The organism is Kitasatospora sp. NPDC048286 (genome assembly GCF_043201735.1).
Classification (GTDB): domain Bacteria; phylum Actinomycetota; class Actinomycetes; order Streptomycetales; family Streptomycetaceae; genus Kitasatospora.
This window is the reverse complement of record NZ_JBICZE010000017.1, coordinates 158,850-185,351: the sequence shown is the minus strand read 5'-3', so window position 1 is coordinate 185,351 and position 26,502 is coordinate 158,850. Positions and strand designations below refer to the sequence as shown.

The 26,502-nt window shown below is 73.2% G+C and carries 26 protein-coding genes; 19 read left to right on the top strand and 7 right to left on the bottom strand.

The window, feature by feature from the left end:
- Positions 1-7 precede the first annotated feature (7 nt).
- A complete protein-coding gene (dtd, locus tag ACGF13_RS33675) occupies positions 8-448 on the bottom strand; it encodes a D-aminoacyl-tRNA deacylase (RefSeq protein WP_224283110.1) in 441 nt (146 codons plus the stop codon).
- 552 nt (positions 449-1,000) lie between these two features.
- Here dtd and ACGF13_RS33670 point away from each other — a divergent pair.
- From ACGF13_RS33670 to ACGF13_RS33660, 3 genes are all read left to right on the top strand, one after another.
- Positions 1,001-1,621, top strand: coding sequence for an ABC transporter substrate-binding protein (locus ACGF13_RS33670; RefSeq protein ID WP_392882705.1), 621 nt, complete (start codon positions 1,001-1,003; stop codon positions 1,619-1,621).
- A gap of 74 nt (positions 1,622-1,695) precedes the next feature.
- Positions 1,696-2,655 (top strand): asparaginase, encoded by a 960-nt coding sequence (locus ACGF13_RS33665; protein WP_392882606.1) that lies wholly within the window; start codon positions 1,696-1,698, stop codon positions 2,653-2,655.
- Positions 2,656-2,780: 125 nt separating this feature from the next.
- Positions 2,781-2,990 carry a dodecin gene (locus ACGF13_RS33660; RefSeq protein WP_030288965.1) on the top strand — a complete coding sequence of 70 codons (210 nt, stop codon included), beginning with the start codon at positions 2,781-2,783 and terminating at the stop codon, positions 2,988-2,990.
- Between the two features lie 131 nt (positions 2,991-3,121).
- Here the strand turns inward: ACGF13_RS33660 and ACGF13_RS33655 are convergent, their stop codons facing one another.
- The gene (locus ACGF13_RS33655) at positions 3,122-3,613 is read right to left on the bottom strand and encodes an inorganic diphosphatase (protein WP_030059594.1); all 492 of its coding nucleotides are present in this window, start codon (positions 3,611-3,613) and stop codon (positions 3,122-3,124) included.
- A gap of 76 nt (positions 3,614-3,689) precedes the next feature.
- Here ACGF13_RS33655 and dacB point away from each other — a divergent pair, with 76 nt between their 5' ends.
- From dacB to folE, 6 genes are all read left to right on the top strand, one after another.
- Positions 3,690-5,312: a D-alanyl-D-alanine carboxypeptidase/D-alanyl-D-alanine-endopeptidase gene (dacB, locus tag ACGF13_RS33650; protein ID WP_392882603.1), complete on the top strand. Its 1,623-nt coding sequence runs from the start codon at positions 3,690-3,692 to the stop codon at positions 5,310-5,312.
- A 210-nt stretch (positions 5,313-5,522) separates the two neighbouring features.
- On the top strand, positions 5,523-6,695 hold the full coding sequence (locus ACGF13_RS33645) for a zinc-dependent metalloprotease (protein ID WP_392882601.1): 1,173 nt from the start codon (positions 5,523-5,525) through the stop codon (positions 6,693-6,695).
- A 286-nt stretch (positions 6,696-6,981) separates the two neighbouring features.
- Entirely contained in the window at positions 6,982-8,109 is a 1,128-nt protein-coding gene (tilS, locus tag ACGF13_RS33640; RefSeq protein ID WP_392882599.1) for a tRNA lysidine(34) synthetase TilS, read from the top strand.
- A gap of 71 nt (positions 8,110-8,180) precedes the next feature.
- Positions 8,181-8,735, top strand: coding sequence for a hypoxanthine phosphoribosyltransferase (gene hpt, locus ACGF13_RS33635; protein ID WP_030059589.1), 555 nt, complete (start codon positions 8,181-8,183; stop codon positions 8,733-8,735).
- A gap of 226 nt (positions 8,736-8,961) precedes the next feature.
- Positions 8,962-11,013, top strand: a complete 2,052-nt coding sequence (ftsH, locus tag ACGF13_RS33630) for an ATP-dependent zinc metalloprotease FtsH (protein WP_392882595.1) — start codon at positions 8,962-8,964, stop codon at positions 11,011-11,013.
- A 107-nt stretch (positions 11,014-11,120) separates the two neighbouring features.
- Entirely contained in the window at positions 11,121-11,726 is a 606-nt protein-coding gene (folE, locus tag ACGF13_RS33625) for a GTP cyclohydrolase I FolE (protein ID WP_049654054.1), read from the top strand.
- A 20-nt stretch (positions 11,727-11,746) separates the two neighbouring features.
- On the opposite strand, the gene ACGF13_RS33620 is transcribed toward folE, so the two are convergent.
- Positions 11,747-12,535, bottom strand: coding sequence for a ferritin-like domain-containing protein (locus ACGF13_RS33620; RefSeq protein WP_392882592.1), 789 nt, complete (start codon positions 12,533-12,535; stop codon positions 11,747-11,749).
- Positions 12,536-12,684: 149 nt separating this feature from the next.
- The gene (locus ACGF13_RS33615) at positions 12,685-13,839 is read right to left on the bottom strand and encodes an alpha/beta hydrolase (RefSeq protein WP_392882590.1); all 1,155 of its coding nucleotides are present in this window, start codon (positions 13,837-13,839) and stop codon (positions 12,685-12,687) included.
- A gap of 379 nt (positions 13,840-14,218) precedes the next feature.
- On the opposite strand from ACGF13_RS33615, the gene ACGF13_RS33610 reads away from it, so the two are divergent.
- The 7 genes from ACGF13_RS33610 (at position 14,219) to ACGF13_RS33580 (ending at position 20,722) form a co-directional block, all read left to right on the top strand.
- The gene (locus ACGF13_RS33610) at positions 14,219-16,060 is read left to right on the top strand and encodes a phosphatidylglycerol lysyltransferase domain-containing protein (protein WP_392882587.1); all 1,842 of its coding nucleotides are present in this window, start codon (positions 14,219-14,221) and stop codon (positions 16,058-16,060) included.
- A gap of 80 nt (positions 16,061-16,140) precedes the next feature.
- On the top strand, positions 16,141-17,022 hold the full coding sequence (gene folP / locus ACGF13_RS33605) for a dihydropteroate synthase (protein ID WP_392882584.1): 882 nt from the start codon (positions 16,141-16,143) through the stop codon (positions 17,020-17,022).
- Between the two features lie 67 nt (positions 17,023-17,089).
- Positions 17,090-17,530: a nuclear transport factor 2 family protein gene (locus ACGF13_RS33600; protein WP_392882582.1), complete on the top strand. Its 441-nt coding sequence runs from the start codon at positions 17,090-17,092 to the stop codon at positions 17,528-17,530.
- 246 nt (positions 17,531-17,776) lie between these two features.
- Positions 17,777-18,136: a dihydroneopterin aldolase gene (gene folB / locus ACGF13_RS33595; RefSeq protein WP_392882701.1), complete on the top strand. Its 360-nt coding sequence runs from the start codon at positions 17,777-17,779 to the stop codon at positions 18,134-18,136.
- Positions 18,137-18,179: 43 nt separating this feature from the next.
- Positions 18,180-18,770: a 2-amino-4-hydroxy-6-hydroxymethyldihydropteridine diphosphokinase gene (gene folK, locus ACGF13_RS33590; RefSeq protein WP_392882580.1), complete on the top strand. Its 591-nt coding sequence runs from the start codon at positions 18,180-18,182 to the stop codon at positions 18,768-18,770.
- A gap of 219 nt (positions 18,771-18,989) precedes the next feature.
- Positions 18,990-19,478, top strand: coding sequence for a DUF3180 domain-containing protein (locus tag ACGF13_RS33585; protein ID WP_392882579.1), 489 nt, complete (start codon positions 18,990-18,992; stop codon positions 19,476-19,478).
- A 143-nt stretch (positions 19,479-19,621) separates the two neighbouring features.
- Positions 19,622-20,722, top strand: a complete 1,101-nt coding sequence (locus tag ACGF13_RS33580) for a hypothetical protein (RefSeq protein WP_392882577.1) — start codon at positions 19,622-19,624, stop codon at positions 20,720-20,722.
- A 94-nt stretch (positions 20,723-20,816) separates the two neighbouring features.
- On the opposite strand, the gene ACGF13_RS33575 is transcribed toward ACGF13_RS33580, so the two are convergent.
- Both ACGF13_RS33575 and ACGF13_RS33570 read right to left on the bottom strand, forming a co-directional pair.
- A complete protein-coding gene (locus ACGF13_RS33575; protein WP_392882574.1) occupies positions 20,817-21,392 on the bottom strand; it encodes a TerD family protein in 576 nt (191 codons plus the stop codon).
- Positions 21,393-21,526: 134 nt separating this feature from the next.
- Entirely contained in the window at positions 21,527-22,024 is a 498-nt protein-coding gene (locus ACGF13_RS33570; RefSeq protein WP_392882572.1) for a hypothetical protein, read from the bottom strand.
- Positions 22,025-22,159: 135 nt separating this feature from the next.
- Between ACGF13_RS33570 and arfB the strand changes: the two genes are divergently transcribed.
- Positions 22,160-22,594, top strand: a complete 435-nt coding sequence (gene arfB / locus ACGF13_RS33565) for an alternative ribosome rescue aminoacyl-tRNA hydrolase ArfB (protein ID WP_392882569.1) — start codon at positions 22,160-22,162, stop codon at positions 22,592-22,594.
- Positions 22,595-22,639: 45 nt separating this feature from the next.
- Here the strand turns inward: arfB and ACGF13_RS33560 are convergent, their stop codons facing one another.
- On the bottom strand, positions 22,640-23,167 hold the full coding sequence (locus ACGF13_RS33560) for a flavin reductase family protein (protein ID WP_392882567.1): 528 nt from the start codon (positions 23,165-23,167) through the stop codon (positions 22,640-22,642).
- Between the two features lie 371 nt (positions 23,168-23,538).
- On the opposite strand from ACGF13_RS33560, the gene ACGF13_RS33555 reads away from it, so the two are divergent.
- Positions 23,539-25,299, top strand: coding sequence for a diguanylate cyclase domain-containing protein (locus tag ACGF13_RS33555; RefSeq protein ID WP_392882564.1), 1,761 nt, complete (start codon positions 23,539-23,541; stop codon positions 25,297-25,299).
- A 170-nt stretch (positions 25,300-25,469) separates the two neighbouring features.
- Positions 25,470-26,444 (top strand): hypothetical protein, encoded by a 975-nt coding sequence (locus ACGF13_RS33550; protein ID WP_392882561.1) that lies wholly within the window; start codon positions 25,470-25,472, stop codon positions 26,442-26,444.
- Positions 26,445-26,502 lie beyond the last annotated feature (58 nt).

Here is a 26,502-nt window from a genome sequence, read left to right as displayed (position 1 = left end):
GACGCGGTCAGACCTCGACGAGGACGGTGAACGGGCCGTCGTTCACCAGCGCCACCTGCATGTCGGCGCCGAACCGGCCCGTCTCCACCTTGGCGCCCAGCGCGCGCAGCTGCGCCACCACCTCGTCCACCAGCGGCTCGGCGACCGGGCCGGGGGCGGCGGCGTTCCAGGTGGGGCGGCGGCCCTTGCGGGCGTCGCCGTAGAGCGTGAACTGGCTGATCACCAGCAGCGGGGCGCCGAGGTCGGAGCAACTCTGCTCGACGCCCTCGTCGTTCGCGGGCAGCAGCCGCAGCGTCCAGAGCTTGCGGGCCAGTTGGGCGGCCTTGGCGGGGGTGTCGTCGTGGGTGACGCCGACCAGGACGCAGAGCCCGGGCCCCTCGATCGCGCCGACGGTCTCACCGGCCACGGTCACCCGGGCCTCGGTCACTCGCTGCACCACTGCTCGCATGCCGCCATTGTGCCGGAGCGCCGCGGGGCCCCCGGGAGGGCCCCCGAGGGGCGTCCGCCGCCGCGTGTCGGCCGTGCCCCGGGCGCCCGCCGCACCCTTCCCGTCCGCCCCAGTGGCCTCCTCGGGGCGCACACCAGGGGCGTGCGCAAAGGTCGTGCACGCCCTGGAGTGCGCGCCTGCGCTGAATCGGGCGCCGCTCTCCCTGCGAAAAGGACCGGTCATATCAGCCACCCCCGTTCGCCAGGGGGCCGTTCGGGTGCACGGGCGGTGCGCGCGCGCCGGGAGGGGTGGCACGCTGGTGGACCGTACGAAGGGTCCGGGGCGCCAGGAGGTCCGCCGCGCCGGGCCGGGTTCGGCCGGGCGGTCGAGCCGGTAGGTCAGGCGTCTGGCGGTGCCGCCCGGTGGGCGGTCGCGGCCGGGGACCGGACCCTCCCGGGGTTCCCGGGGGTGCCGGTGGACGGGACGCCCGGCCCGTCGGGGGCCGGGCCGGACCGGCGGCAGGGACGGGGTGCCGCGAGCGGGCGGGATCGGACGACGTCAGGTGGTTGGGTGATGGACGCGAGCGGCGCGGCGCGGGACCGGTTCGGGCCGGTGGTGCGGGACCCGGGAGGCCCGTACGGTCCGGCGGCGGGCGTGGAGGACGAGCCCGACCTGGAGCGGCTGGGCCTGGAGCAGCTGCGGGTGCTGCGCCGGGAGACCCTGGAGCAGGAGGCCGACCTGTCCTACCTGCGGCGGCTGCTGCACGGGCGGATGGACATCCTGCGCGCGGAACTCGACCGGCGGCCCGGGGTGGGCCCGGTCCGTACGGCCGGCCCGTCCGGCCCCGACCTCGTTTCCGGCGACCTGCTGGACCGGCTGCCGGCCATCCTGACCGACGCGCCCTCCACCGTGCGGCGCTCGGCCCGGCACGTCACCCTCGGCCCGCCGCGCACCGAGGAGTCCCGGCTGGAGGCGGACGCGCTGATGGGCGACGTCCAGCTCGCCGACCTGGCCGCGCACCCGGCGGAGGAGCTGCTGGCCGCCCTGGAGCGGCTGCGGGCGCACGAGCGCGAGGTGTCCGGACGGCGCCAGCGGCTGCTGCGCACGGCCGACGGTTGCAATGCCGAGATCACCCGCAGGTACCGTGATGGGGAGGCACGGGTCGACGACCTACTCGCAGGTGGGCCGCTCTGACCGGGTGAGTCACCGCGGGCGGTGGGACCCGGCTCGCTCCCGGCCCACCCTCGCCCCCGGAAGGCTCATCCGTCATGTCCCTGCCCGTCACCGCGCCCGTTCTCGCCGAGGTCGTGCGCTCCGGTTTCGTCGAGGGCCGCCACCGTGGCTCCCTGGTGCTGCTCGCGGCCGACGGCTCGGTCGAGTTCGCGCTCGGCGACCCGGACGCCCCGGTCTTCCCGCGGTCGACCGCCAAGCCGTTCCAGGCGGTGGCCACGCTGCGGGCCGGGCTCGCGATCGGCGGCGAGCTGCTGGCGCTGGCGGCCTCCAGCCACTCTGCAGAATCGTTTCACCTCGATGGTGTGCGGAGCATCCTCGGCTCCGCCGGGCTCGACGAGTCGGCCCTGCGCACCCCGGCCGACCTCCCGCTGGACGAGACCGAGGCGGAGCTGCTGCTCGCCGCGGGCCGCGGGCGCGCCCCGATCCTGATGGACTGCTCCGGCAAGCACGCCGGCTGGCTGGCCGCCTGCACCGCCAACGGCTGGGACACCGCGAGCTACCTCGACACGGTCCACCCGATCCAGCTCCTGGCCCGCGAGGCCCTGGAGGAGGCCACCGGCGAGACCGCCGTGCACGCCGGGGTGGACGGCTGCGGAGCGCCGCTGCTGGCCGTGTCGCTGACCGGCCTGGCGCGCGGCTACCGCGGCCTCGTGCTGGCCGCCGAGGGCACCGGGCCGCGCCGCGTCGCCGACGCGATGCGCGCCCACCCCGAGTACGTGGCCGGCACCCGCCGGGCCGACACCTGGCTGATGCGGGCGGTGCCGGGCGCGCTGTCCAAGATGGGCGCCGAGGCCGTCCAGGTGGTCGCGCTGCCGGACGGGCGGGCGCTGGCCTTCAAGATCGAGGACGGCGCCGAGCGGGCCCGCGGTCCGGTGCTGGCGGCCGCGCTGCGCCGGCTCGGGGTGGCCGGGGCGGACGGGACCGTCGAGCGGATCGGCGCGGCTCCGCTGCTCGGCGGCGGCGTGCCGGTCGGCGAGGTGCGGGCGGCCTTCTAGGGCCGCTGCCCGGCGGGGTGCGGGCGGCCTTCCGGAGCCCCTTGTCCCGGGGGCCGTCGGGGTGCGGGCGGACCCGGGCCGGTGCACGGTGGACCGGGGGCCGTCGCACAGCTGAGGAGTCCGCCATGACCGACCATGTGTACCGGGTGACCGAGATCGTCGGGTCCTCGACCGAGAGCGTCGACGCCGCGATCCGCAACGGGGTGGAGCGGGCCTCCCGGACGCTGCGCAACCTCGACTGGTTCGAGGTCTCACAGGTCCGGGGCCACCTGGAGGACGGCCGGATCAAGCACTACCAGGTGTGCATCAAGGTCGGCTTCCGGCTGGAGGACTGACCTCCCCGGCACCGGCCGGGTTCGGACACGACAGGGGCCGGGGCCCGCGGAGGAATCCGCGAGCCCCGGCCCCTGGCTGTCCCGACCTACCTCGAACCGCCCTCGATCGAATGAGAGATCGGAACGACGGCTCAGTGGCCGCCCTGCTCCGCCAGACGCTTGATCGAAGCGGTGACCTCGGCCTCGGCCTCGGCGCGGCCGACCCAGTTGGCGCCCTCGACGGACTTGCCCGGCTCCAGGTCCTTGTAGACCTCGAAGAAGTGCTGGATCTCCAGGCGGTCGAACTCCGACACGTGGTGGATGTCGCGCAGGTGCTCCCAGCGCGGGTCGGTCGCCGGGACGCAGAGCAGCTTGTCGTCGCCGCCGGCCTCGTCGGTCATGTGGAACATGCCGATGGCGCGGCACTTGATCAGGCAGCCCGGGAAGGTCGGCTCGTCCAGGATGACCAGGGCGTCCAGCGGGTCGCCGTCCTCGCCGAGCGTGCCCTCGACGTAGCCGTAGTCGGCCGGGTAGCGGGTCGAGGTGAAGAGCATCCGGTCGAGCCGCAGACGGCCGGTCTCGTGGTCGACCTCGTACTTGTTACGAGAGCCCTTCGGGATTTCGATAAGGACGTCGAACTCCAACGGTTCCTCCAAGGTAGGGACTGACAGAATCCAAGTGTCTCCTACGGGAGTGAGTGCTCGGGAAAGGGGCCGGTCGGTGCGAGCAGGGGGAGGGGCGGCGCGCCGCCGCGGGGGGACAGCCGCGGGGCTGTTCGGGGCGGCGCTGCTGGTCGTCGGTACGGTCCTGACCTCGGGTGGTGCGTACGCGCAGCCGTCCCCGTCGCCGGGCGGGCACAGCGCCGGGCAGGGCGAGGACGGGGACCACGACGGGCAGGGCGGCCGCGACGGGAAGAAGGACGACCACGGGAAGGGCGGCAAGTCCCGGCCGGGCGACAGCCCGAGCGCGGGTCCGAGCACCACGCCCGCCCGCCGGGCCGCGCAACCGGGCGCCACCTCGCCCACCGCCGCCGGCAGCGACGCTCCCGGCACACGCCCGGCCCCCGCGCCGGGCACCGTCCTGGCCGCCGTCGAGGGCGGTGCCGGCGCCGCCGTCCCCACCGCCCAGGGCCTCCAGCAGGCGCTCGCCGCCGCCCTCGCCGACCGGAGCCTCGGCGAGGTCACCGTCGCCGTCGCGGACGCCGGCACCGGCCAACTCCTGTACGGCTCGGGGGAGAACACCCCGGCCACCCCCGCCTCCACCACCAAGCTGGCCACCGCGGTCGCGGCCCTGTCTCTCATCCCGGGCGACACCCGGCTGCACACCCGGGTGGTCCGGGGCGCGGACCCGTCCGCGATCACCCTGGTCGGCGGCGGAGACCCGACGCTCACCGCCCTGCCCGCCGACCAGGTGCAGATCGGCGGGCAGCCGGCCGACGCCGACACCGCCCCCGCCTCGCTGGACCTCCTCGCCCAGCAGACCGCCGACGGCCTCAAGAACATCGGCGTCACGTCGGTCCGGCTGGACTACGACCTGTCGCTGTACGCGGGCAGCCCGCAGCACCGCAACCACGACGCGCAGAACATCGCCCTGGTGGTCCCGTTGATGGTGGACGAGGGCAGGGTGGACCCGAAGAGCCGGGAGGACGCGCCGGACCGGGTCGCCGACCCGGCGGCCGCGGCCGCCGAGGCCTTCGCCGCGCTGCTCAGGGCCCGGGGCGTCGCCGTGACGGGCAAGGTCGCGCCCGCCGCCGCCCCGGCCCCCTCCGGCGCGATACCCCTCGCCGACGTCCGGTCGCCGACGGTCTCCCGGCTGGTCGAACGCCTGCTGACCACCTCCGACAACCAGCTCGCCGAGGCGATCGCCCGTCAGGTCGCCATCGCCGCCCACCAGTCGGCGAGCTTCGAGGGCGCCGCGGCCGCCGTCACCCAGGAACTCACCCGGCTCGGCGTGCCGATGGGCAACGCGGTCCTCAACGACGGCAGCGGCCTGCACCCGGGCAACGCGATCCCGCCCGCCGTCCTGGTGCGACTGCTCGTGCTGGCCGCCTCCGAACAGCACCCCACCCTGCGCCCGGTGCTCACCGGCCTCCCGGTCGCCGGCTTCACCGGCACCCTCAACAAGCGCTACGGCTCCGGGTCCGGCGCCGCCGACGCGGCCGGCCTGATCCGCGCCAAGACCGGCACCCTCAGCGGCGTCAACACGCTCGCGGGCACCGCCGTCGACGCCGACGGTCGGCTGCTCGCCTTCGCCGTCATGACCCGCACCACCGCCCCCGCCGACACCGCCCGCGCCGCCATGGACCGGGTGGCCGCCCGCCTCACCACCTGCGGTTGCCACTGACCCGGCGTCCGGCGGCGGTGCCACGGGCGGGCGGCCGTCAGCCCCCGTTCGTCGGGTGCCTCGTCGGGCGCTCTGTCGGGCGCTCCGTCGGGCGCGGGGAGGCCCCGCCGGTGCCCGGCCGTGGCCGGGGCGGTGCGCCGGGGCCCTCGGTGGAGAGGTGTTGGCGGCGGGTGGCTGCCGTTGGCGGTGGGGAGCACGTACGGTGAGGGCATGACGAGCGCGAGTGGCGGTGCTGACATGGTCGACTGGAACCTCGCGGTCGCAACCGCGACCAGGTTGGTGCGGCCGGGTCCGGAAGTGAGCCGGGAGGAAGCGGCGGCGGTGGTCGCCGAGTTGCGCCGGCACGCCCTGGCGGCGGAGGAGCACGTGCGGGCGTTCACCGGCATGCGCTCGTCCGGCCTGTCCCAGGCCGTGGCGACGCCGGTGCTGGTGGTGGACCGCCCCGGGTGGATCCGGGCGAACGTGGCGGGCTTCCGGACGGTCGTCCAGCCGCTGGTGGAGAAGCTCCAGGCGCGCCGGGCGAACAGCGCGGCGGCCGGGATGTTCGGGGCGGTGGGCGAGAAGGCCACCGGGATCGAGGTCGGGGCGCTGCTGGCGTTCCTGTCCACCAAGGTGCTGGGCCAGTACGAGACCTTCGCCCCGGCCGAGGCCCCGCTGGAGGCGCCGGACAGCCCGGCCGCGCTGTTCGACAAGCCGCGGCTGGGGCCGGACGGCCCCGGGCCGGGCCGGCTGCTGCTGGTGGCGCCGAACATCGTGCACGTCGAGCGGGAGCTGGACGTCGACCCGTCCGACTTCCGGCTCTGGGTCTGCCTGCACGAGGAGACGCACCGGACGCAGTTCACCGCGGTGCCGTGGCTGCGTGACCACATCCAGTCCGAGGTGCAGTCCTTCCTCGCCGAGACGGACGTCGACCCGGGTGCCCTGCTGGAGCGGCTGCGGGACGCGGCGGGTTCGCTCGGTGGCCTGCCGGGCGGCGGAAGCCGGGAGGGTGCCTCGTCCGGGAACCTGCTGGAGGTCGTCCAGTCGCCCGCGCAGCGCGAGATCCTCGGCCGGCTGACGGCCGTGATGTCGCTGCTGGAGGGCCACGCGGACGTGGTGATGGACGGCGTCGGGCCGGCCGTGGTGCCGACGGTCGCCGAGATCCGGGAGAAGTTCCAGCAGCGCCGGGACCGCGGTGCCAACCGGCTCGACCTGGTGCTGCGGCGGCTGCTCGGCATGGACGCCAAGCTGCGCCAGTACCAGGACGGCGCGGTGTTCGTGCGCGGGGTCGTGGAGCAGGTCGGCATGGAGGGGTTCAACCGGGTGTGGACCTCCCCGAACACCCTGCCGACCAAGGAGGAGATCCACGATCCGGCCGCCTGGGTGGCCCGGGTGGCCCGCTGAGCGCGCGGTCGTGACGCGGGCGCGCCGGGAGCTGGACGGCAAGCGGCGCGCGCCGGTCAAACCCGCTCGTACGAGTGGTCCAATCGGCCGTACGACGGATGAAGAAGCGTTTCTTCATTCACCCGAACGTGGGACGGTGGTGCCAGCGGGCGCGCGGGCGGCGTAGTGGGTGGCCACTATCTGCCACCATCTGTGAGCGCCCCGTAACCGGGCGTTCATGCCGGTGCGCGGTCCCCGCCGCGTCCGCCGCGAGTCCTGTCCCCCCTCCGCCGAGGAGTCTTCCGCCGTGGGCCCTCACCCCGCCGTCGCCGCGATACGCCTGGCCGTTCGCCGTACGCTCACCGACCTCGCCGCCGAGGCCGGTTCCACCTTCACCGCGCCCGCGCGCGAGCCCCGCGAGCGCCCGGCCGGGGCGCCGCTGGTGGGTGCCGCGGTCGGCACCACCCTGATCGGCAACGCCGCGCGCCATCCCTCCGGGCTGCCCCGGACCCCGGCCGCGCCCGGCTCGCCGCTGGTCCTGGTCGCCGTCAGCGGTGGCGCGGACTCGATGGCGCTGGCCATCGCCGCCGCCTTCGAGGCCCCCAAGATCGGCCTGCGGGTCGGCGCCGTCACCGTCGACCACGGCCTCCAGGCCGGCTCCGCCGAGCGCGCCGCCCAGGTGGCCGACCGGCTGCGCACGCTCGGCCTCGACCCGGTGGAGGCGGTCCCGGTGCGGGTCGGCCGCGCCGGCGGCCCGGAGGCCGCGGCCCGGGACGCCCGCTACGCCGCCCTGGACGAGGCCGCCGACCGCCACGGTGCGATCGCGGTGCTGCTCGGCCACACCAGGGACGACCAGGCCGAGACCGTGCTGCTGGGCCTGGCCCGCGGTTCCGGCGCGCGCTCGCTGGCCGGGATGCCCGCCCAGAAGGGCCGCTACCGCCGCCCGCTGCTGGAGCTGGACCGGGCGGCCACCCGGCAGGCCTGCGCCGCCCAGTCGATCCCGGTCTGGGACGACCCGCACAACTGTGATCCCGCCTACACCCGCTCCCGCGTCCGCCACGAGGTGCTGCCCGTCCTGGAGAAGCACCTGGGCGGTGGAGTGGTCGAGGCGCTGGCCCGCACCGCCCGGCTGTTCCGCGACGACGCCGACGCCCTCGACCAGTGGGCCTCCCTGGCCGAACGCGACCTCCGTACGGGCGACGGGGCCCTGGACGCGGTGAAACTGGCCGAACTGCCGCCCGCGGTGCGCCGCCGGGTGCTGCGCCGGGCCGCGCTGCGGGCGGGCTGCCCGGCCGGGGACCTCTTCGCCCGGCACCTGGAGACGATCGACCTGCTGGTCACCGGATGGCGCGGACAGGGCCCGCTGCACCTACCCGGGGGCGTCGAGGCCACCCGCAGGTGTGGCACGCTGGTCTTTCGGCGGCAGGGCGACTGACGGGCGAGGCATGCCCCGGGGGAGCCGACCGCCGGCCACAAAGACCCCGAACGTTTGAGGACGTATCCCCGGTGGACCAGAACGACATGGGCGCTGACCTCGCGAAGGTGCTCATCAGCAAGGACGAGATCGACGCCAAGCTCCTGGAGCTGGCCGAGCGAATCGACCGGGACTACGCAGGCAAGGACCTGCTGATCGTCGGCGTCCTCAAGGGGGCCGTGATGGTCATGGCCGACCTCGCCCGGGCCCTGCACTCGCAGGTCACCATGGACTGGATGGCCGTCTCCTCGTACGGCATGGGCACCAAGTCCTCCGGTGTGGTGCGGATCCTGAAGGACCTGGACACCGACATCGCCGGCCGTGACGTCCTGATCGTCGAGGACATCATCGACTCCGGTCTGACGCTGTCCTGGCTGCTGGGCAACCTGGGCTCGCGCGGCCCGGCCTCGCTGGAGGTCTGCACCCTGCTCCGCAAGCCGGACGCGGCCAAGGTCGAGATCGACGTGAAGTACGTCGGCTTCGACATCCCCAACGAGTTCGTGGTCGGCTACGGCCTGGACTACGCGGAGAAGCTGCGCAACCTTCCGTTCATCGGGACCCTCGCCCCGCACGTCTACGGCGGCTGAGGCCCCGTTCGGGCGACGGGCGGGAACAGTAGGCCGTTCCCGCCCGTTGTCCCGGGGGGACAAAGAACCAAAGCCGTGTCGCCGTGCTCCCGCCATGGGTGGGTTCGACTGCGGTACGGTCCAATAAACCGCTCTTCACATGAGCACCAATCGGATGCGCCGCGGCCCAACAGCCTCCCGGCGCCGTTGAGTGGCAGGAGGGACGGGGCGGCAACGCCCCGCATGGATGGACGTCAAGCGATACTTCCGTGCGCCGATCATGTGGATCGTGCTGGCCGTCCTCGCCGTCATCGTATTGATGCAGGTCGTTTCGGACTCGAACGGCTACAAGACGGTGGACACCGGTCAGGTCGTCGCGGCGATCGACGCGCACAACGTCAAGTCGGCGCAGATCACCACCGGTGACTCGAACACGATCAAGATCCAGCTGAAGGACGGCGCAACGCTGCCCAGCTCCGGCACGGGCAAGACCCCGTCCGGTACCAAGTTCCAGGCCTCGTACATCGGCGACCAGGGCGTCGCCATCGCCGACAAGCTCCAGGCCCAGGTCAACGACAAGGACCAGAGCACGCTCGCCGAGGGCTACACCATCAGCCCGGAGAAGCAGAGCACCTTCGTCAGCCTGCTGCTGTCGATGCTCCCGATCGTGATCATCGTCCTGGTCTTCCTGTTCCTGATGAACCAGATGCAGGGCGGCGGCTCCCGGGTCATGCAGTTCGGCAAGTCCAAGGCCAAGCTGCTCACCAAGGACACCCCCAAGACCACCTTCGCCGACGTCGCCGGCGCGGACGAGGCGGTCGAGGAGCTCCACGAGATCAAGGAGTTCCTCCAGGAGCCGGCCAAGTTCCAGGCCGTCGGCGCCAAGATCCCCAAGGGCGTGCTGCTCTACGGCCCGCCCGGTACCGGCAAGACCCTGCTGGCGCGCGCCGTCGCGGGCGAGGCCGGCGTGCCGTTCTACTCCATCTCCGGCTCGGACTTCGTCGAGATGTTCGTCGGTGTCGGCGCCAGCCGCGTCCGCGACCTCTTCGAGCAGGCCAAGGCGAACGCCCCGGCGATCGTCTTCGTCGACGAGATCGACGCCGTCGGCCGGCACCGCGGCGCGGGCCTCGGCGGCGGCCACGACGAGCGCGAGCAGACCCTCAACCAGCTGCTGGTCGAGATGGACGGCTTCGACGTCAAGGGCGGCGTGATCCTGATCGCCGCGACCAACCGCCCCGACATCCTGGACCCGGCGCTGCTGCGCCCGGGCCGCTTCGACCGCCAGATCGCGGTGGAGCGTCCCGACCTCCAGGGCCGGCTGGACATCCTCAAGGTGCACCAGAAGGGCAAGCCGATCGCGCCCGATGTCGACCTGTCGGCCGTCGCCAAGCGCACCCCCGGCTTCACCGGCGCCGACCTGTCGAACGTCCTCAACGAGGCGGCGCTGCTGACCGCCCGTTCGGACAAGAAGCTGATCGACAACGGCATCCTGGACGAGGCGATCGACCGCGTCGTGGCCGGTCCGCAGAAGCGCACGCGGATCATGTCCGACAAGGAGAAGAAGATCACCGCGTACCACGAGGGCGGCCACGCCCTGGTCGCGGCGGCCTCCCCGAACGCGGACCCGGTGCACAAGATCACCATCCTGTCCCGCGGCCGGGCCCTCGGCTACACCATGGTGCTGCCGGACGAGGACAAGTACTCCACCACCCGCAACGAGATGCTCGACCAGCTCGCCTACATGATGGGCGGGCGCGCGGCGGAGGAGCTGGTCTTCCACGACCCGACCACCGGTGCCTCGAACGACATCGAGAAGGCCACCGCGACGGCCCGGGCCATGGTCACCCAGTACGGCATGACCGAGCGCCTCGGCGCGATCAAGTTCGGCTCGGACAACTCGGAGCCGTTCCTGGGCCGCGAGATGGGCCACCAGCGCGACTACTCGGAAGAGGTCGCCGGGCTGGTGGACGAGGAGGTCAAGAAGCTCATCGACACGGCGCACAACGAGGCCTGGGAGATCCTGGTCGAGAACCGCGACGTGCTCGACAACCTGGTTCTGGAGCTCCTGGAGAAGGAGACCCTGAACAAGGAGCAGATCGCCGAGATCTTCGCCCCGATCGTCAAGCGCCCGGCCCGGCCGGCCTGGACGGGCTCCGCCCGCCGCACGCCGTCCACCCGGCCTCCGGTGCAGTCCCCGAAGGAGCTGGCGCTCACCAACGGCGCCGCCTCCGTGGAGAGCGCTCCGGTGGACGTCGTGAAGCTCCCGCCGCTGCCGGCCGAGCCGCCGACCGAGGGCTGACCCCCACTCCGTAGGGAATGGATGCCGCGTCACCAGGGTTTGTACCCTGGAGGCGCGGCATCCGTGCTGTTCCGCCAGAGCTCTTCCCACACGTAAGCGAGGCCCGCATGATCGACCCGGTGACGTTCGACGGTCCGCCCGCCGTCGGTACCTTCGACCAGAAGCGGGCCGAGAACGCCATCCGCGAGCTGCTGCTCGCCGTCGGGGAGGACCCGGACCGCGAAGGCCTGCTGGAGACGCCGGCCCGGGTCGCGCGTGCCTACAAGGAGATATTCGCGGGCCTGTGGCAGGAGCCCGAGGACGTCCTCACCACCACCTTCGACCTCGGCCACGACGAGATGGTGCTGGTCAAGGACATCGAGCTGACCTCGGTCTGCGAGCACCACCTGGTGCCGTTCCGCGGTGTGGCCCACGTCGGGTACATCCCGTCCACCAGTGGCAAGATCACCGGGCTGTCCAAGCTCGCCCGGCTGGTCGACGTCTACGCCCGCCGGCCGCAGGTGCAGGAACGGCTGACCAGTCAGGTCGCCGACGCGCTGATGCGGATCCTGGAGCCGCGCGGGGCCATCGTCGTGGTCGAGTGCGAGCACATGTGCATGTCGATGCGCGGCATCCGCAAGCCCGGCGCCAAGACCATCACCTCCTGCGTGCGCGGCCAGCTGCGCGACCCTGCCACCCGGGCCGAGGCGATGAGCCTCATCATCGGCCGCTAGGGCGGTCGGCGGGGGTCCGCTCAGAGCACCTCGTGCTCCGCGTGCGGCGGGGCCGGGGTGCCCAGGGCGTTGCGGCGCTCGGGCATCCGCAGCGTGACCATCCGGCGCCAGCCGTAGGCGCGGTCGTACAGGTAGAGCGTCTGCACCCCGAGGGTGACCAGGGCGAGCTGCCAGCGCGGCCAGCGCAGGATCCGGGCCATCCGGGCGGTGACGGCGAGGCCGACGTCCCGGTGGGTGCGGATCTCGCCGCGGGCGCTGGTCTCCAGGGCGTGCCGGATGTACGGGCCGTGGCCCTCGGAGACCAGCCGCAGCAGCTCCTCGTGGCAGTAGGCGAGGTGGTTGTCCTCGTCGGCGGAGATCATCCGCATCGCCCGGCCGAGGTCGGGGTTGTGCTCGTACACCCTCACCAGTTGGCGCATCTGCTCGGCGGCGCGCTGCTCGGTGACCCGGCTGTGGGCGAGGTAGGTGATGATCTCGCGGTCGGTCAGCGGGACGTCGCTGTTCAGCCGCTCGTGCGAGAGGCCGATGCCCTGGCGCTCCAGCAGCATGCAGTAGTCCGCCTCGTCCGGCACGGGCACCCTGGGCAGGCCGCGCTTGTGCAGCAGCCCGGCGAAGATCCGGCCGTGCTTGCGTTCGTCGGCACCGTGCCGGGCGACCTTCGGGGCGAGGACCGGGTCCCGGGTGAGCGCGGCGATCCGCTCGTTCTCCCAGCCGCCCTGGTCCTCGCCGCCGGCCGCGATGCTGCAGAACAGCTGATACGCCTGGTCGTTCCGGTAGATCTCGTCGAAGAGCGAGCGGGTGCTCAGCACGGTGCCTCCTGCGCGGGTCCGGGGCGGCGCCCGGCGGGGGCCGACGGGCGGTCGCGATACGTTCCCCCGGGCCGCCGGCCGTTCCGGGCCGACCGTCGGGTAATCACTCAGCTGCCCTAGCCCGGGTGCGGGCCCGGCTCGGGTGCGGCCTAGCCCAGGTGCGCGCCCAACCATTCGAGGGTGGCCGGCAGCTCCCTGGTCCAGCTCTCGAAGTTGTGCCCGCCGTCGTTCAGGTAGAGCGACTCGATGGTGAACTGCGGGTTGGCCGCCGCGACCTTGGTGGCCTGGTCGACGAACTGGACGGTCTGCGGGTAGTCACTCTCCGTGTGGGTGGAGACGGCCAACAGGTTGAGCGTCGGGACTGGCAGGTTCTGCAGCCGCCAGCCGAGGTCGTGCTGCTGGGCCAGCTTCGTGTCGCCGTTGAAGAGGTCGCCGCCGGTGTAGTTGTCCTGGCGCACGGTGAAGTCGCCGTGCAGGCTCGCCGCGTTGCCGTAGACGTTCGGGAAACGCATCGCCAGGCGCAGCGCGCAGCTGCCGCCGGTGGAGTAGCCTAAGGTGCCCCAGGAGCCGGCCGTGCGGCCGACCCGGTAGGTGCTGCGGATGGCCTCGGGGACGTCCTTGACGAACCAGGTCTCGGTGCGCGGCCCGCCGGGGACGTCCACGCACTCGGTGTCCCGGGCGGGGACGACCGCGGGGCGGGCCAGCACCAGGATGGTCGGCGGCATCTTGCCGGTGCGCTGCAGCTCGATCGCAGTCTGGGCGAGGGGGAGCTCCTGCAGCAGGTTCAGCGTGGTGCCCGGGTAGCCGGCGATGGCCAGCAGGACGGGGAAGCGGACCAGGGCGAGCTTCTGGTCGAAGTACGCGGGCGGCAGGTAGACGAACATCTGGTCGGAGAGGCCCGTCTCCTTGCCGTTGACCCGGATCGACTCGATCCTGCCGACCTCCTCGGGCGGGCCCTTCGGCAGGTTGGTGACGGCCTCCAGGCCGCCCTCGGTGGTGGGCTCGACCAGTGCGTCGGGGGCCGGGGTGCCGCCCTTGTGGTTCTCGTTGCTGGTCAGCGCGAGCTTGGCGCCGCCCGGGCTGAGCAGGTCGTCCCAGGAGGTGTAGAACCCGAAGGAGTTGTTCACCGACAGCGCGAGCACGGCCAGGACGGAGGCTTGAACGACCGTCAGCAGTCCGATCCGGCCGAGTACCGGCAGTGGGCGCTGGGGTGCCAGTCGTGGCCAGAGCCACAGGGTCGCGACGACGGCCACAACGCCGAGTGCGAGCAGCGAGTTCACCAGCGCTTCGCTGGTCAGTTCCATGCCGTCGGCCTTCCGGTGGGACGCTGTCGGTGCAGGCTTCATCGTCTGGCGGTCCGTCAGGTCCGGCCACCGCGACTAGGCTGTCCGGATGCTCGGGCGGGCCGGGTGGGGCGGGGGGAGCCGCGGGGCAACCGGCGCCCTAGAATGCGGCGTCCACCGTACGTAACGCGTCCCGGAGGGTCCCGTCGCGCCACGTTGCGGCGGGCTCCGGGCTCCCGCCGCCGGCTCAACCCGCAGCGCGACCACGGCACCGGTTTACCGACCGTTTCCGGGTCCTTGGTATGCGCATTGCCTGATGAAGGAATAGGCATGAAGGTCCATCACGCGTCCTCCTCCGGAGTGACCGGACACCGCACCGCAGCCTCTACGCTGAGCTTCCATGAGCGTTCCCGTGTCCGTTGAGCCGAGCCCCGAGCAGCCGCCCCGCCGTCGCCGCGGCCTGCAGACGCTGCGCACCCAGGCGGCCGCCGTCCCGAGGGCCTGGCTCCCCGGAGCGGTCGGCTACGCCTGTCTGCTGATCGGGCTCATGGACATAGCCAGCGCGGTGTTCCCCAAGCTTCGGCACACCAGGGTGCACACCTTCGCCGGGCAGCTGCCGGGCGGCACCACCAGCCTGGCGGCGGTCGGCACGCTGATGGTCGGCATCCTGCTGGTGCCGCTGGCGCACGCGCTGCGCCGGCGCAAGCGGCGGGCCTGGCGGGCGGTCTGCGTGCTGCTGCCGGTCAGCGCCGGACTGCACATCGTGCGCTGGCACCAGATCGGCCCGGCGGTCGTCTCGCTGGTGGTCCTCGTCGTGATGCTGGTCCACCAGCGCGAGTTCTACGCCAAGGCCGACCCGCGCACCCGCTGGCGGGCGCTGGTCAACCTGATCGTCATGGGCGCCCTCAGCGTGCTGCTCGGCCTGCTGATCGTGAGCACCCGGACCAAGTACGAGATCGGCCACCCCGGCCTGACCGAGCGCCTGCAGCACGTCGGCTACGGACTGTTCGGCTTCGAGGGCCCGGTCCGGTACAACAACATCCGGATGTCCGACCTGGTCGCGTACCTGCTCGGCGGACTCGGCCTGCTGACCGCCTTCACCACCGCCTACCTGGCGCTGCGTCCGGGCAAGCCGAAGCCCGAGCTGACCGCGGAGGACGAGGACAAGGTCCGCGAGCTGCTCAAGCGGCACGGCGAGCGCGACTCGCTCGGCTACTTCGCGCTGCGCCGCGACAAGAGCGTGCTGTTCTCGCCCACCGGCAAGGCGGCGATCTCCTACCGGGTGGTCTCCGGCGTGATGCTGGCCTCCGGCGACCCGGTCGGCGACGTCGAGGCCTGGCCCGGCGCGATCAAGGTGTTCATGGCCGAGGCCCGCGAGCACGCCTGGGTGCCGGCGGTGATGGGCTGCAGCGAGGTCGGCGGCGAGGTCTGGACCCGCGAGGCGGGCCTGGACGCGCTGGAGCTGGGTGACGAGGCGATCGTGGACACCGCCACCTTCTCGCTCTCCGGCCGGGCCATGCGCAACGTGCGCCAGATGGTCAAGCGGATCGAGCGCAACGGCTACTCCTGCCGGGTGCGCCGGGTCTCCGAGCTCACCGCCGAGGAGAAGTACCGGATCGCCGACGCCGCCGCCCGCTGGCGCGGCACCGACACCGAACGCGGCTTCTCGATGGCCCTCGGCCGCTTCGGCGACCCGCTGGACGACGACTGCGTGGTGGTCACCGCCCACAAGGCCCCGGAGGAGGGCGAGGAGGGCGACGACCTGAAGGCCGTGCTGCACTTCGTGCCCTGGGGGCCGGACGGCATCTCGCTGGAGCTGATGCGCCGCGACCGCGCCGCCGACCCCGGCCTGAACGAGCTGCTGATCGTCGCCGCGCTGCAGGCGGTGCCCGCGATGGGCGTGCGCCGGGTGTCGCTCAACTTCGCGATGTTCCGCTCGGCGCTGGCCCGCGGCGAGCGGATCGGCGCCGGCCCGGTGCTGCGCGCCTGGCGCGGGCTGCTGGTGTTCCTGTCGCGCTGGTTCCAGATCGAGTCGCTGTACAAGTTCAACGCCAAGTTCCAGCCCGAGTGGGAGCCGCGCTTCCTGGTCTTCCCGAGCACCCGGGACCTGCCGCGGATCGGCTTCGCCGCGATGCAGGCGGAGGCCTTCATCACCCTCGGCATGCCGCGTTTCGGCCGCAAGCGCCAGCGCGAGGGGCTGATGCCGGTCCCGTCGACCCGTGAGGTCACCGAGGCCGCCTGAGGCCCGCCGCCGCCCTCCGGGGCCCGCCGGTACGGAACGGGGCCCCCGCCGAGAACCTTCGGCGGGGGCCCCGTTCGATAATGGGAAGCATGAACGATTCGCCGTCTTTCTCCCTGCCGGCCGGCCTGCCGCGACTGGAGCGCTGTGCCGTGATGGGCGTTGTCAACGTCACGCCCGACTCCTTCTCGGACGGCGGGATGTGGCACGACCCGGCCAAGGCGATCGCGCACGGCCTCGCGCTGCGGGCCCGCGGCGCGGACCTGGTGGACGTCGGCGGCGAGTCCACCCGGCCGGGCTCGCAGCGGGTGCCCGAGGAGGAGGAGCTGCGCCGGGTGATCCCGGTGGTGCGCGAGCTCTCCGACGCCGGGGTGATGGTCTCCGTGGACACCATGCGCGCCTCGGTCGCCGAGCGGGCCGTCGAGGCCGGCGCCGTGATCGTCAACGACGTCTCCGGCGGGCTCGCCGACCCGGCGATGGCCCGGGTGGTCGCCGAGACCGGCGCCCCCTTCGTGGTGATGCACTGGCGCGGGCAGTCCGCCGACATGGACCGGCTGGCCGTCTACGACGACGTGGTCCGGGACGTGGTGACCGAACTGACCGACCGGGTGGACGCGCTGCTGGCCGCCGGGGTCAAGGAGGACCAGGTGATCCTCGACCCGGGGCTCGGCTTCGCCAAGACCTCCGAGCACAACTGGGCGCTGCTCGGCCGGCTGGACGCGCTCACCGCGCTCGGCCGTCCCGTGCTCGTGGCGGCTTCGCGCAAGCGGTTCCTGGGTACGCTGCTCGCCGACCCGGCAACCGGGGAACTGCGCCCGGCCCGGGAGCGCGACGACGCGACGGCTGCGGTGTCGGTGCTGTCCGCCCGGGCCGGAGCCTGGGCGGTGCGGGTGCACGACGTGTCCGGCACGGCGGATGCCGTCCGGGTCGTCGCGGCCTGGCAGCACGCGGCGCGGTCGGTGTGAGGGAGGGTCTGTGACAGGTGACGGCAGGTTGAGCGGCGGTACGGCCGGGCGGGCTCGCGAGGCGGACGTGGAGGCCGTGCTCGCGGCGAACCGGGGGCTCTACGAGGCGCTGGAACGGGGGGACCTGGAAGCGGTCGAGGACGCCTGGCTGGGCGCCGCCGACGCCGACGACAAGGGCGGGGTGGTGTGCGTGCACCCGGGCTGGCCGGTCCTGCGCGGCCGCGCCCAGGTGACCCGTTCGTACATGCTGATCATGATGAACACGGAGTACATCCAGTTCTTCCTGACCGATGTCGAGGCCGAGGTGCACGGGGATGTGGCCCTTGTCACGTGCACCGAGAACATCCTGTCCGGCGGTGAGTCGGAAGAGGAGGGGGAACTCGGACCACTGGTCGGCGGAAAGGTCGTGTCGACGAATCTGTTCCGTCGCACCCCGGCCGGGTGGAAGCTCTGGTCGCATCACGGTTCACCCGTTCTGACCAGCGGGGACGACGACGAGGAGAGCTGATTCCGGCGGCCGCGGAAATGCGCTGCCGAGAAGTCGCCGGAAATCTCCGAGTGGTCACCGAACGTTCACGTCAATCGCCATATCGGCGCGCGTGGCGTCGGTTCGTGCCGGGTAGGACGGTCAGGCGTTGTCCGTGCTCGCGGGTAGATTCGAAACGGAGTGGCGGGCGTGCTGCCCGCCTTCGCCCTGCCCGTCCATGCCTTTCTCCGGGTGGGGCCCGTCCGACTGGGAGCAGTGATTCGTTTGCTGGACCGCGTCACCCTGCGGGGGCTGCGAGCCCGGGGCCACCACGGCGTCTTCGAGCGCGAGCGCGTCGAGGGGCAGACCTTCGTGGTCGACCTCGTGCTCTACCTGGACACCCGCCCCGCCGCGGCCGGAGACGACCTCACCCGCACCGCGCACTACGGCCTGGTGGCGGAGGAGGTCACCGCGATCATCGCCGGGGAGCCGGTCGACCTGATCGAGACGCTGGCCCAGCGCATCGCCGACCAGTGCCTGAAGCACGATGCGGTCGAGGAGGTCGAGGTCACCGTGCACAAGCCGGACGCCCCGATCACCGTGCCGTTCGACGACGTGACCGTGACCATCCACCGGGGCCGCGCATGACCCCCACCGCGCGCCCGGTATCCGATGCAGAGGGATTTCTTCGATGAACAGCAGCGACACGCCGAACGCGTTCGACCTGGAGAGCCGGGTGGACTCCGCCGACACCACGCTGCACAGCCAGCGGTGCGCGGTGATCGCGCTCGGCAGCAACCTGGGCAACCGGCTGGACACCCTCCAGGGCGCCGTCGACGCGCTCGCCGACACGCCGGGGCTGAAGATCAAGGCCGTCTCCGCGGTGTACGAGACCGAGGCCGTCGGCGGGCCCGAGGAGCAGCCGAACTACTACAACGCGGTCGTGGTGCTGCAGACCTCGCTGCCCCCGCGGGACCTGCTGGAGCGCGGCAACGCCATCGAGGACGCCTTCGGGCGGGTGCGGACCGTCCACTGGGGCCCGCGCACCCTGGACGTCGACATCCTGGCCTACGAGGGCGTGCTGAGCGACGACCCGCAGCTGCTGCTGCCGCACCCGCGCTCGCACGAGCGGGCCTTCGTGCTCGCCCCCTGGCTGGACGCCCAGCCGGAGGCCGAGGTGCCCGGGCACGGGCGGGTGGACGCGCTGCTGACGGCGCTGGGCGGCCCCGACGCGCAGGGCGTGAAGCGCCGCGACGACATCCGGCTGACGCTGCCGGAGTGAGGCCGTAGCAGGGCCGTCGTGGGGCCTGGGGGAGCCCTGCGGGGGCCGGCGGCCGGGGTCGTCGCCCGGGGAACTCGACCGGGGGCCCGGCCGTACGAGTAGGTGACCGTCGTCGGCGCGGGTGTCCGCCCGGCCGGGCCCGGTACGGTGGCTTGGCGTCGCCGCGCCGGGCCGCCGGGCGGTCGGCCGGTTCTGGTACCCGGGAAGGACCTCCTCCGCGTGAAGCTGCTTCGCCTCCGTCTGCTGATCGGCATCACCGCCGCCACGACGGCGCTGTCCTGGGCCGGCTCCAAGCTGTGGGCCTCCGTGGACACGCTGCCGGCCGTTCCGGCCGCGGCGCCGGTGGTGCTGGCGGCGGTGGCCGTGATCCTGCTGGCGACCGCGCTGTCGCTGCGGGCCCGGCTGAAGGCGGTGCGCGAGCGGCAGCCCGGGGCGAAGGGGGTCGACCCGCTGCTGGCGGCCCGGGCGGTGGTGCTGGGGCAGGCCAGCGCGCTGGTGTCGTCGGTGGTCACCGGGATCTACGCGGGGGCCGGGATCTACCTGCTGGGCGAACTGGACGTGCCGGCCCGCAAGGACCAGGCCGTGACGGCCGGGCTCGTGGTGCTGGCGGGGGCCGCGGTGATCGCGGCGGCGCTCTGGATCCAGCACGTGTGCAAGCTGCCGGAGAACCACGACGACCCGCGTGGTCCGGCGGCGTCGCACCGCTGAGACCGCCAGGGCCTCGTTGAGCAGGGCTTTCTTCGTGATCTTGGGTGAGAATCCGGGCACGTGCGGTAAAAACCGCCCCCTGTCAAGGGCGGAAGGGGACCCTGGGCTGACACGCCCCCAATTCGCACGCTAGTTTCTTGGACATGTCTCGCGGACGCCACCGTCATTCCTCCGTCCTCGGCCGGGTCTTTCCCCCCACCGCCGCCGGCGTGCTGCTGGTCGCCGCGCTGGCCGGGCTGCTTTTCAGTCAGGACACCGTCCTGGTGCGCTCGGTGGGCGTCGCGGCGGTGATCGCGACGCTCGGCTTCGCGCTGCTGCTGCGCCAGCGGGACAAGGCGGCCCGGGCGGCCGCCGAGATGTCCTCGGCGCAGCGGCTGCGCGCCGAGGAGCGGTTCGAGGAGCAGTTGGCCGAGGCCGAGTACGCGGCGGAGGTCGCCGAGGAGCGGGCCACCCGGTTCGGGCGGCGGCTGACGGCGGAGAAGTCGCGGCTGGCGAAGGCCGAGACCGAGATCGCCCGGCTGCTGCGCGAGCGGGCCGTGACGGTGGCCGAGCAGGCGCTCAAGGAGGCCGAGGCGGCCCAGCGGGCGCTCGCCGCGAGCCGTCCGAAGTACCCGGCCAGCCCGGCGGCGTACGTGCGGGCGGCGGCCGTGCTGCGGCAGCTGGAGCGCCGTGCGGCGGAGCAGGAGGCCCGGCGGGCGCGGACGGCGGGTGCGGAGGTGGCTCTGCGGGCGCGTACGGCGCCGGCGCCGACCCCGGTGCCCGCCCCGGTGGCCGTACCGGCTCCGGTGGCGCCCTCGGTGCCCACGCCGGAGCAGGCGCCGGCGGCCCAGTCGCCGGTGCGGCCCGCGCCGGTGCGTCCGGCGCTGACCGCGACGGTGGGTCAGCTCGGCGGGACGCCGGCCGCGCCCGCCGCGGCGCCCGCGCCGGCCGAGCGGCAGCGGCCGCGGCCGGCCCAGTCCGGGCAGGCGCGCGGGCAGGGCTTCAGCTTCTTCGGCCGCGGCTCGGCCGCCCCGGCGCGCCCGGCGGCCCCGGCGCCGGCCGTGGGCAGCGTCGCCGAGTTGGGGGAGCGCGCCGACCTGGCGGACGTGGTGGGCGACGAGGCGGTGGCCGCGAAGGCCGAGGCCGACGCCCGGGCGGCGGAGCGGGCCGAGCGGCCGGAGCAGGGCGCGCCGGCCGTGGTGGACCTGACGCCGGAGGACGAGACCGAGCTGATCCAGCTGCCGGAGCTGCGCGCCTCGCGCTGAGGGCGCCGGGCCCGCCGGGCCCCGGAAACGAGAACCGCGGCGCGGGAAGTCGGACGGACCGACTTCCCGCGCCGCGGTGTTTTCCGCGGGTGCGTCAGATCTGGACGCCGAAGTCCTGGGCGATGCCCGCCAGGCCGGAGGCGTAGCCCTGGCCGACGGCGCGGAACTTCCACTCCGCGCCGTTGCGGTAGAGCTCGCCGAAGATCATCGCGGTCTCGGTGGCGGCGTCCTCGGAGAGGTCGTAGCGGGCGATCTCGGAGCCGCCGGCCGCGTTCACCACGCGGATGTAGGCGTTGCGGACCTGGCCGAAGTTCTGGCCGCGGGCGACGCCGTCGTAGATGGTGACCGGGAAGGTGATCTTGACGGCCTCGGCCGGCAGGCCGGCCAGGTTGACGTTGATCGACTCGTCGTCGCCCGCACCCTCGCCGGTGCGGTTGTCACCGGTGTGCACGACGGTGTTGTCCGGCGTGCTGGTGTTGTTGAAGAAGACGAAGTGGGCGTTGGACAGCACCTTGCCGTCCGCGTTCAGGACGATCGCGCTGGCGTCGAGGTCGAACTCGGCGCCGGTCGTGGTGCGGACGTCCCAACCCAGGCCGACGGAGACCGCGGACAGGCCGGGGGCCTCCTTGGTCAGCGAGACGTTGCCACCCTTGGAGAGGCTCACTGGCATGACGATTGCAGTCCCTTCGTTGCTTTCGTTCGCTATTTCCCGGGACAACGCAATAGTCCGGGGGCTTGGTTCCGCAGAGCCCGTGAATTCTTCGTGGGCGCCAATCGGCTGGCAAAGCCCCGGCAAAGCCGGTGTCAGATCCGGCGGAACCGTCCCTGCAGCGTCCAGATGTTCGGGTTGTCGGCCAGATCGGGGTGCATGTCGAAGAGGTCGGCCAGGGTGTCCTGGAGGAAGTCCCGGGCCTCGCGCCGCAGTTCGCCGTGTCGGACGACCACCGGCGGTTCGTCCGGCAGCCAGGTGGCGGTGACCTCGACCCAGTTGAAGCGGCGGGCGAAGCGCAGCAGCTCGGTGTTCTGGGTGAAGTCGAGGTCGGCGGTCTGCACCCGGGCGGCCCGGACGCCGTCCGGGTCGCGGTCCAGCAGCTCGGCGATGTCGCACAGCGCCCACGCGAAGTCGAGCACCGGCACCCAGCCCCAGGCGGTGGACAGCTCCGAGCCCTCGTCGTCCAGGTAGACGTCGCCGCAGAACAGGTCGTACCGCAGGGCGTGCACGGACGCGGTGCGGTAGTCCGTCTGCGGGGGGTCGGGGAAACGGTTGGAGAGGGAGTAGCCGAGCTCGATCACGTACGCCATTGTCGGGGCTCCGGACGCCCGGGGGGAACCGGGGCCGGACGGGCGACGGGGCCCGCGGGCCGTGCCGCCCCGAGCCGGAGGGGCGGGGGCGAATAACGGCGTGACCGGGTGGGCCGCGCACGGGATGATGGACGCATGTCCGAGCCCATCCGCGTACGGGGGTCGGTGGTCGTCCCCGACGCCGAGCTCGTCTGGCGCTTCTCGCGTTCCTCAGGCCCCGGCGGCCAGCACGTCAACACCTCCGACTCCAAGGCCGAGCTGCGCTTCGACCTGGCGTCGACCAAGGCGCTGCCCGAGGTCTGGCGCGAGCGCGCGCTGGAGCGGCTGGCCGGTCGGCTGGTGGACGGGCGGGTGCTGGTGGTCCAGGCCTCGGAGTTCCGCTCGCAGTGGCGCAACCGGGAGGCGGCCGCGGCTCGGCTGTCGGCGCTGCTGAGCGAGGCGTGCGCACCGCCGCCGAAGACCCGGCGGGCGACCAGGCCGAGCCGGGGGATGGTCGAGCGCCGGCTGTACAACAAGCGGCACCGCTCCGAGCTGAAGCAGGGCCGTCGGGCGCCGCGGGGCGGCGAGTAGACGCGCCCTGGGCGGGCGGACGGGCCGTGGCCGTGCGGACGCGCTCTAGCCGAGGGTGCGGTAGCCGCCGCGGAAGTAGAGCAGCGGGCGGCCGCCGGGGTCGGGCACCACGGCCTCCAGGACGCGGCCGAGCAGCAGGGTGTGGTCCCCGGCCGGTATCCGCTGTTCGGTGCGGCACTCGACGGTGGCCAGCGCCCCGGTGATCAGCGGGGCGTCGGTGTGCGGGCCGCGGTGGTGCGGGGTGTCCGCGAACAGCAGCCGGTCGCTGAGTCGGCCCTTCATGGCGAACCGGGAGCCGAGCGTCTTCTGCCCCTCGGCCAGCACCGAGACCGCCCAGGTGTCCGCCCGGGAGAGCACGTCGTCCATCCGGGAGTCCTCGCGGACCGAGATCAGCACCAGCGGCGGCTCCAGCGACACCGAGAGGAAGGACGTGGCGGTCATGCCGACGTCCTCGCCGTCCTCCGGGTCGTGGACGGTCACCAGGCTCACGCCGGCGGCGAGCTGGGAGAGGGCAGCCCGGAACTCGTCGGGCGTGGCGTGGGGGGCAGCTTCGGGCTGCGGGGACGGGTACACGTACCGCACGGTAGTCGTCACCTGGGAGAAACGGCATCGGGCCTTGGTCGTAGGACCGGAGGTCAGGCCGAAGGGTTGCGCTCGGTGGCCGAACTCACCCGTAGGAGTGAAGCGGCCGGAGTGGCGGGCGCACTGGGCTTCAGCCCGCGGCCAATGCGGTCGACCACGAGAAATGTTCCGATGGCGCTTTATGTCCCGCTATGGGACAGATGAACTGATTAAGGGCGCATTAGTGTCGTGTGATTTAAGTCACAAGTGATGGCCTATTGCTGACCGAGCGTGCCGAGCGCTGTGCTCCCTGTGATTCAGTTCTTCTGGCAATCGGACGATAACCAATCAAGAACTATCCGAAGCAGCCGGGGAGCCCCCGCATGGAAGCCGAGTCGGAGCCGTACGTCCGTCTCGCGACCCTCCGCACCTTGCACCGGGTCGTGGCGGACCTCAACGCTGCCCGCAGCCTCGCTGGCACGCTCCAGGCCGTTGTCGAAGGCGCGGTACACGGGCTCGGCTTCGACGCCGCCGCGGTCAGCCTGGTCCGGCCGGACGGCGACCTGGTGGTGGCGGCCGTCTGGGAGCTGGAGGAGAGCCCGATGGGCGGCCCCTCCGTCCTGCTCGGCCAGGTCGGCTCCCGGGAGTCCTGGGACCGGCTGCTCGGCGTCAGCGACCACTGGGGCACCCTGCGCTTCCTGCCGTACGACCGCGGCTGGGCCGTCGCCAGCGACATCCCGCGCTGGATCGGGGACGGTCCGCTGCCGGTGTACGCCAACGACTGGCACCCCGCCGACGGGCTGCTCGCCCCGATGTACAGCGCCGGCGGCGACCTCCTCGGCGTCCTCTCGGTGGACCGGCCGCGCAGCGGCAAACGGCCCGGGGCGTGGACCCGCGAGGCGCTGGAGATGTTCTCGCTGCAGGCCTCCATCGCGATCGGCAACGCCCGGCTGCGGGCCGAGATGCAGCGCGCGCTGGCCCGCCTGGAGAAGGAGCAGCAGGCGCTGCGGGCCAGCGAGGAGAGCTTCCGCCAGGCGTTCGAGTACGCACCCAGCGGGATGGCGATCACCGAGCTGCACGGTGCCGGGCGCGGCCAGCTGACCAGGGTCAACGACGCGCTCTGCCGACTGCTCGGCCGGCCCCGGGCGGTGCTGCGCCAGCAGAGCTTCGCCGACCTCGTGCACCCCGAGGACCGGGCGCTGCTGGAGCGCACCAGCGCCGAGAGCGGCCGCGCCGAGCTGCGGCTGTCCCGGCGGGACGGCGGCTACCAGTGGGTCTGCCTGCGCAACTCGATCGTCGCGGACGCGGCCGAGGGCCCGAGCTTCCTGCTCACCCACGTCGAGGACATCGAGGACCGCAAGCGGCACGAGTTCCAGCTCGCCCACCGGGCCAGCCACGACGCACTCACCGGGCTGCCGAACGGCGCCGAGCTCAAGGCCAGGCTGGCCCGCCGGCTCTGCGCCCAGCCGCAGCCGGTCGGCGCCGCCGCCGGCCAGGTCGAGGTGGCCTACCCCCAGCCGTACGGCTACCCGGCCGACTCCTACGCCGTGCACAGGGAGTACGCCGGGGCGGTGCACGGCTACGGGATGTACGAGGGCGTGCCGGGCGGGATCGGCCCGGGCTACGGGGAGCACGTGCACGCGGTGGTCCCCGCCGAGTACGGGCCGGGCGGCGAGGCCTGGTCGGTGCCGTTCCGCTCCGGCGGCGCGGCGGCGGTGGAGAAGGGGCTCGCGGTGCTCTTCTGCGACCTGGACGGCTTCAAGTCGATCAACGACCGGTTCGGCCACAACGCGGGTGACGCGGTGCTGGTCGAGGTCGCCCAGCGGCTGAGCCAGGCCGTCCGGGACGGCGACACGGTGGCCCGGCTCGGCGGTGACGAGTTCGTGGTGCTGGCCGACGGGATCGGCCGCGAGGAGGCCAAGGACCTCGCCCACCGGCTGCGGGGCGCCATCATCCCGCCGATGCGGATCGACGGCCGGGCGATGCGGGTGGGGGTGAGCCTCGGGGTCGGCTGGGCCGGCTGCGGGATGAGCATCGAGGAGGTGCTGCACACCGCGGACGAGCGGATGTACGACGAGAAGCGGGCCCGGGGCGGGGCGGTGCGCGGGGCGCGCGGCGAGCGCTCGCACCGGCGCGCGGGCTGAGCGGGCGCCGAGCAGCGCGGGTGCGGGCCCCGGTCGCGCCAGGTTACCCGTGAGTTGTCAAGGCGTCTTTTCCCGCTGTCACGTACGGCAGGTAGGGTTCCCGGTACGACAGCGTCCATGATCTGTGCCGCCCGCAGCCGGCGGCGCACCGGATGGGGGAGCAGACCACCGTGACGACCGCCGGCAGCAACGGAGTGCCCGAGGGCCAGGGGGGCGGTGCCCCGCAGGACGACGACCCGTTCGGCTACCTGTACCGCCCGGCCGACGGTTCCACCGGGCAGCCGGCCGAGCCGCAGCAGGGGGTCCCGCGCACGTCGTACAGCCGTCCGATGGAGGTCGGGCGCGCGCAGTACGGCTACCCGCAGCGGGCACAGCAGCAACAGCAGCAGCCGTACGGCCAGCAGGGCGGTCAGCCGCAGGCCCCGTACGGCGGCCAGCCCGGCCAGCCGCAGCAGCCCGAGTACGGTGCCGTGCCCACCCAGCAGACCCGCTACGCGGAGCACTCCCGGCCGCAGCCGGGGGAGGAGCCCCGCAGCAGCGGCCGCAGCAAGGGCGCGGTGATCGGCGCGGTGGCCGTGGTCGCGGCGATAGCGATCGGGGCCGGCATAGCGCTCTCCACCGGGGACCCGGACGACAAGGGCGGCAAGGGCGGCGCCGCGACCGCCGCACCGCCGGCCCCCACCACCCCGGTTCCGACGGCCACGTCCGCGAGCGCCGCCCCGTCGGCGAGCGCCGCCGCGATCACCGGCCCGACGAACGTGGACGCCGGCCAGTTCCAGGCGCAGAACGCGCCGGTGGGCAACAGCGTCAAGGGCGCCAAGTCGGCCGACGGCAGCTACCTGACGCTGCAGCCGGGCGGCTCGGTGACCTGGACCGGCGAGATCGCCACGGCCGGGACGTACAAGCTGTCCGTGCACTACAACTACACGGGTGCCGATATCAAGGGCAGCGTCGTGGTGAACGGCAAGGACTGGCCGAGCGGGGTGACCTACAAGATCTACGGGGCGCCCCCCAAGGACCAGACCTCCGCCTGGTTCTCCACCTGGATACTCCCGCAGTTCCAGGCCGGGACGAACTCGGTGACCTTCACGGTGCCCTCCGGGCCGATCCTGATCGACCAGATCACCATCGAGCCGAGCGGCTGACGCCGCCCCGGACGCGACACGGCCGCCCGTCCCCTTCCCGGGGGCGGGCGGCCGTCGT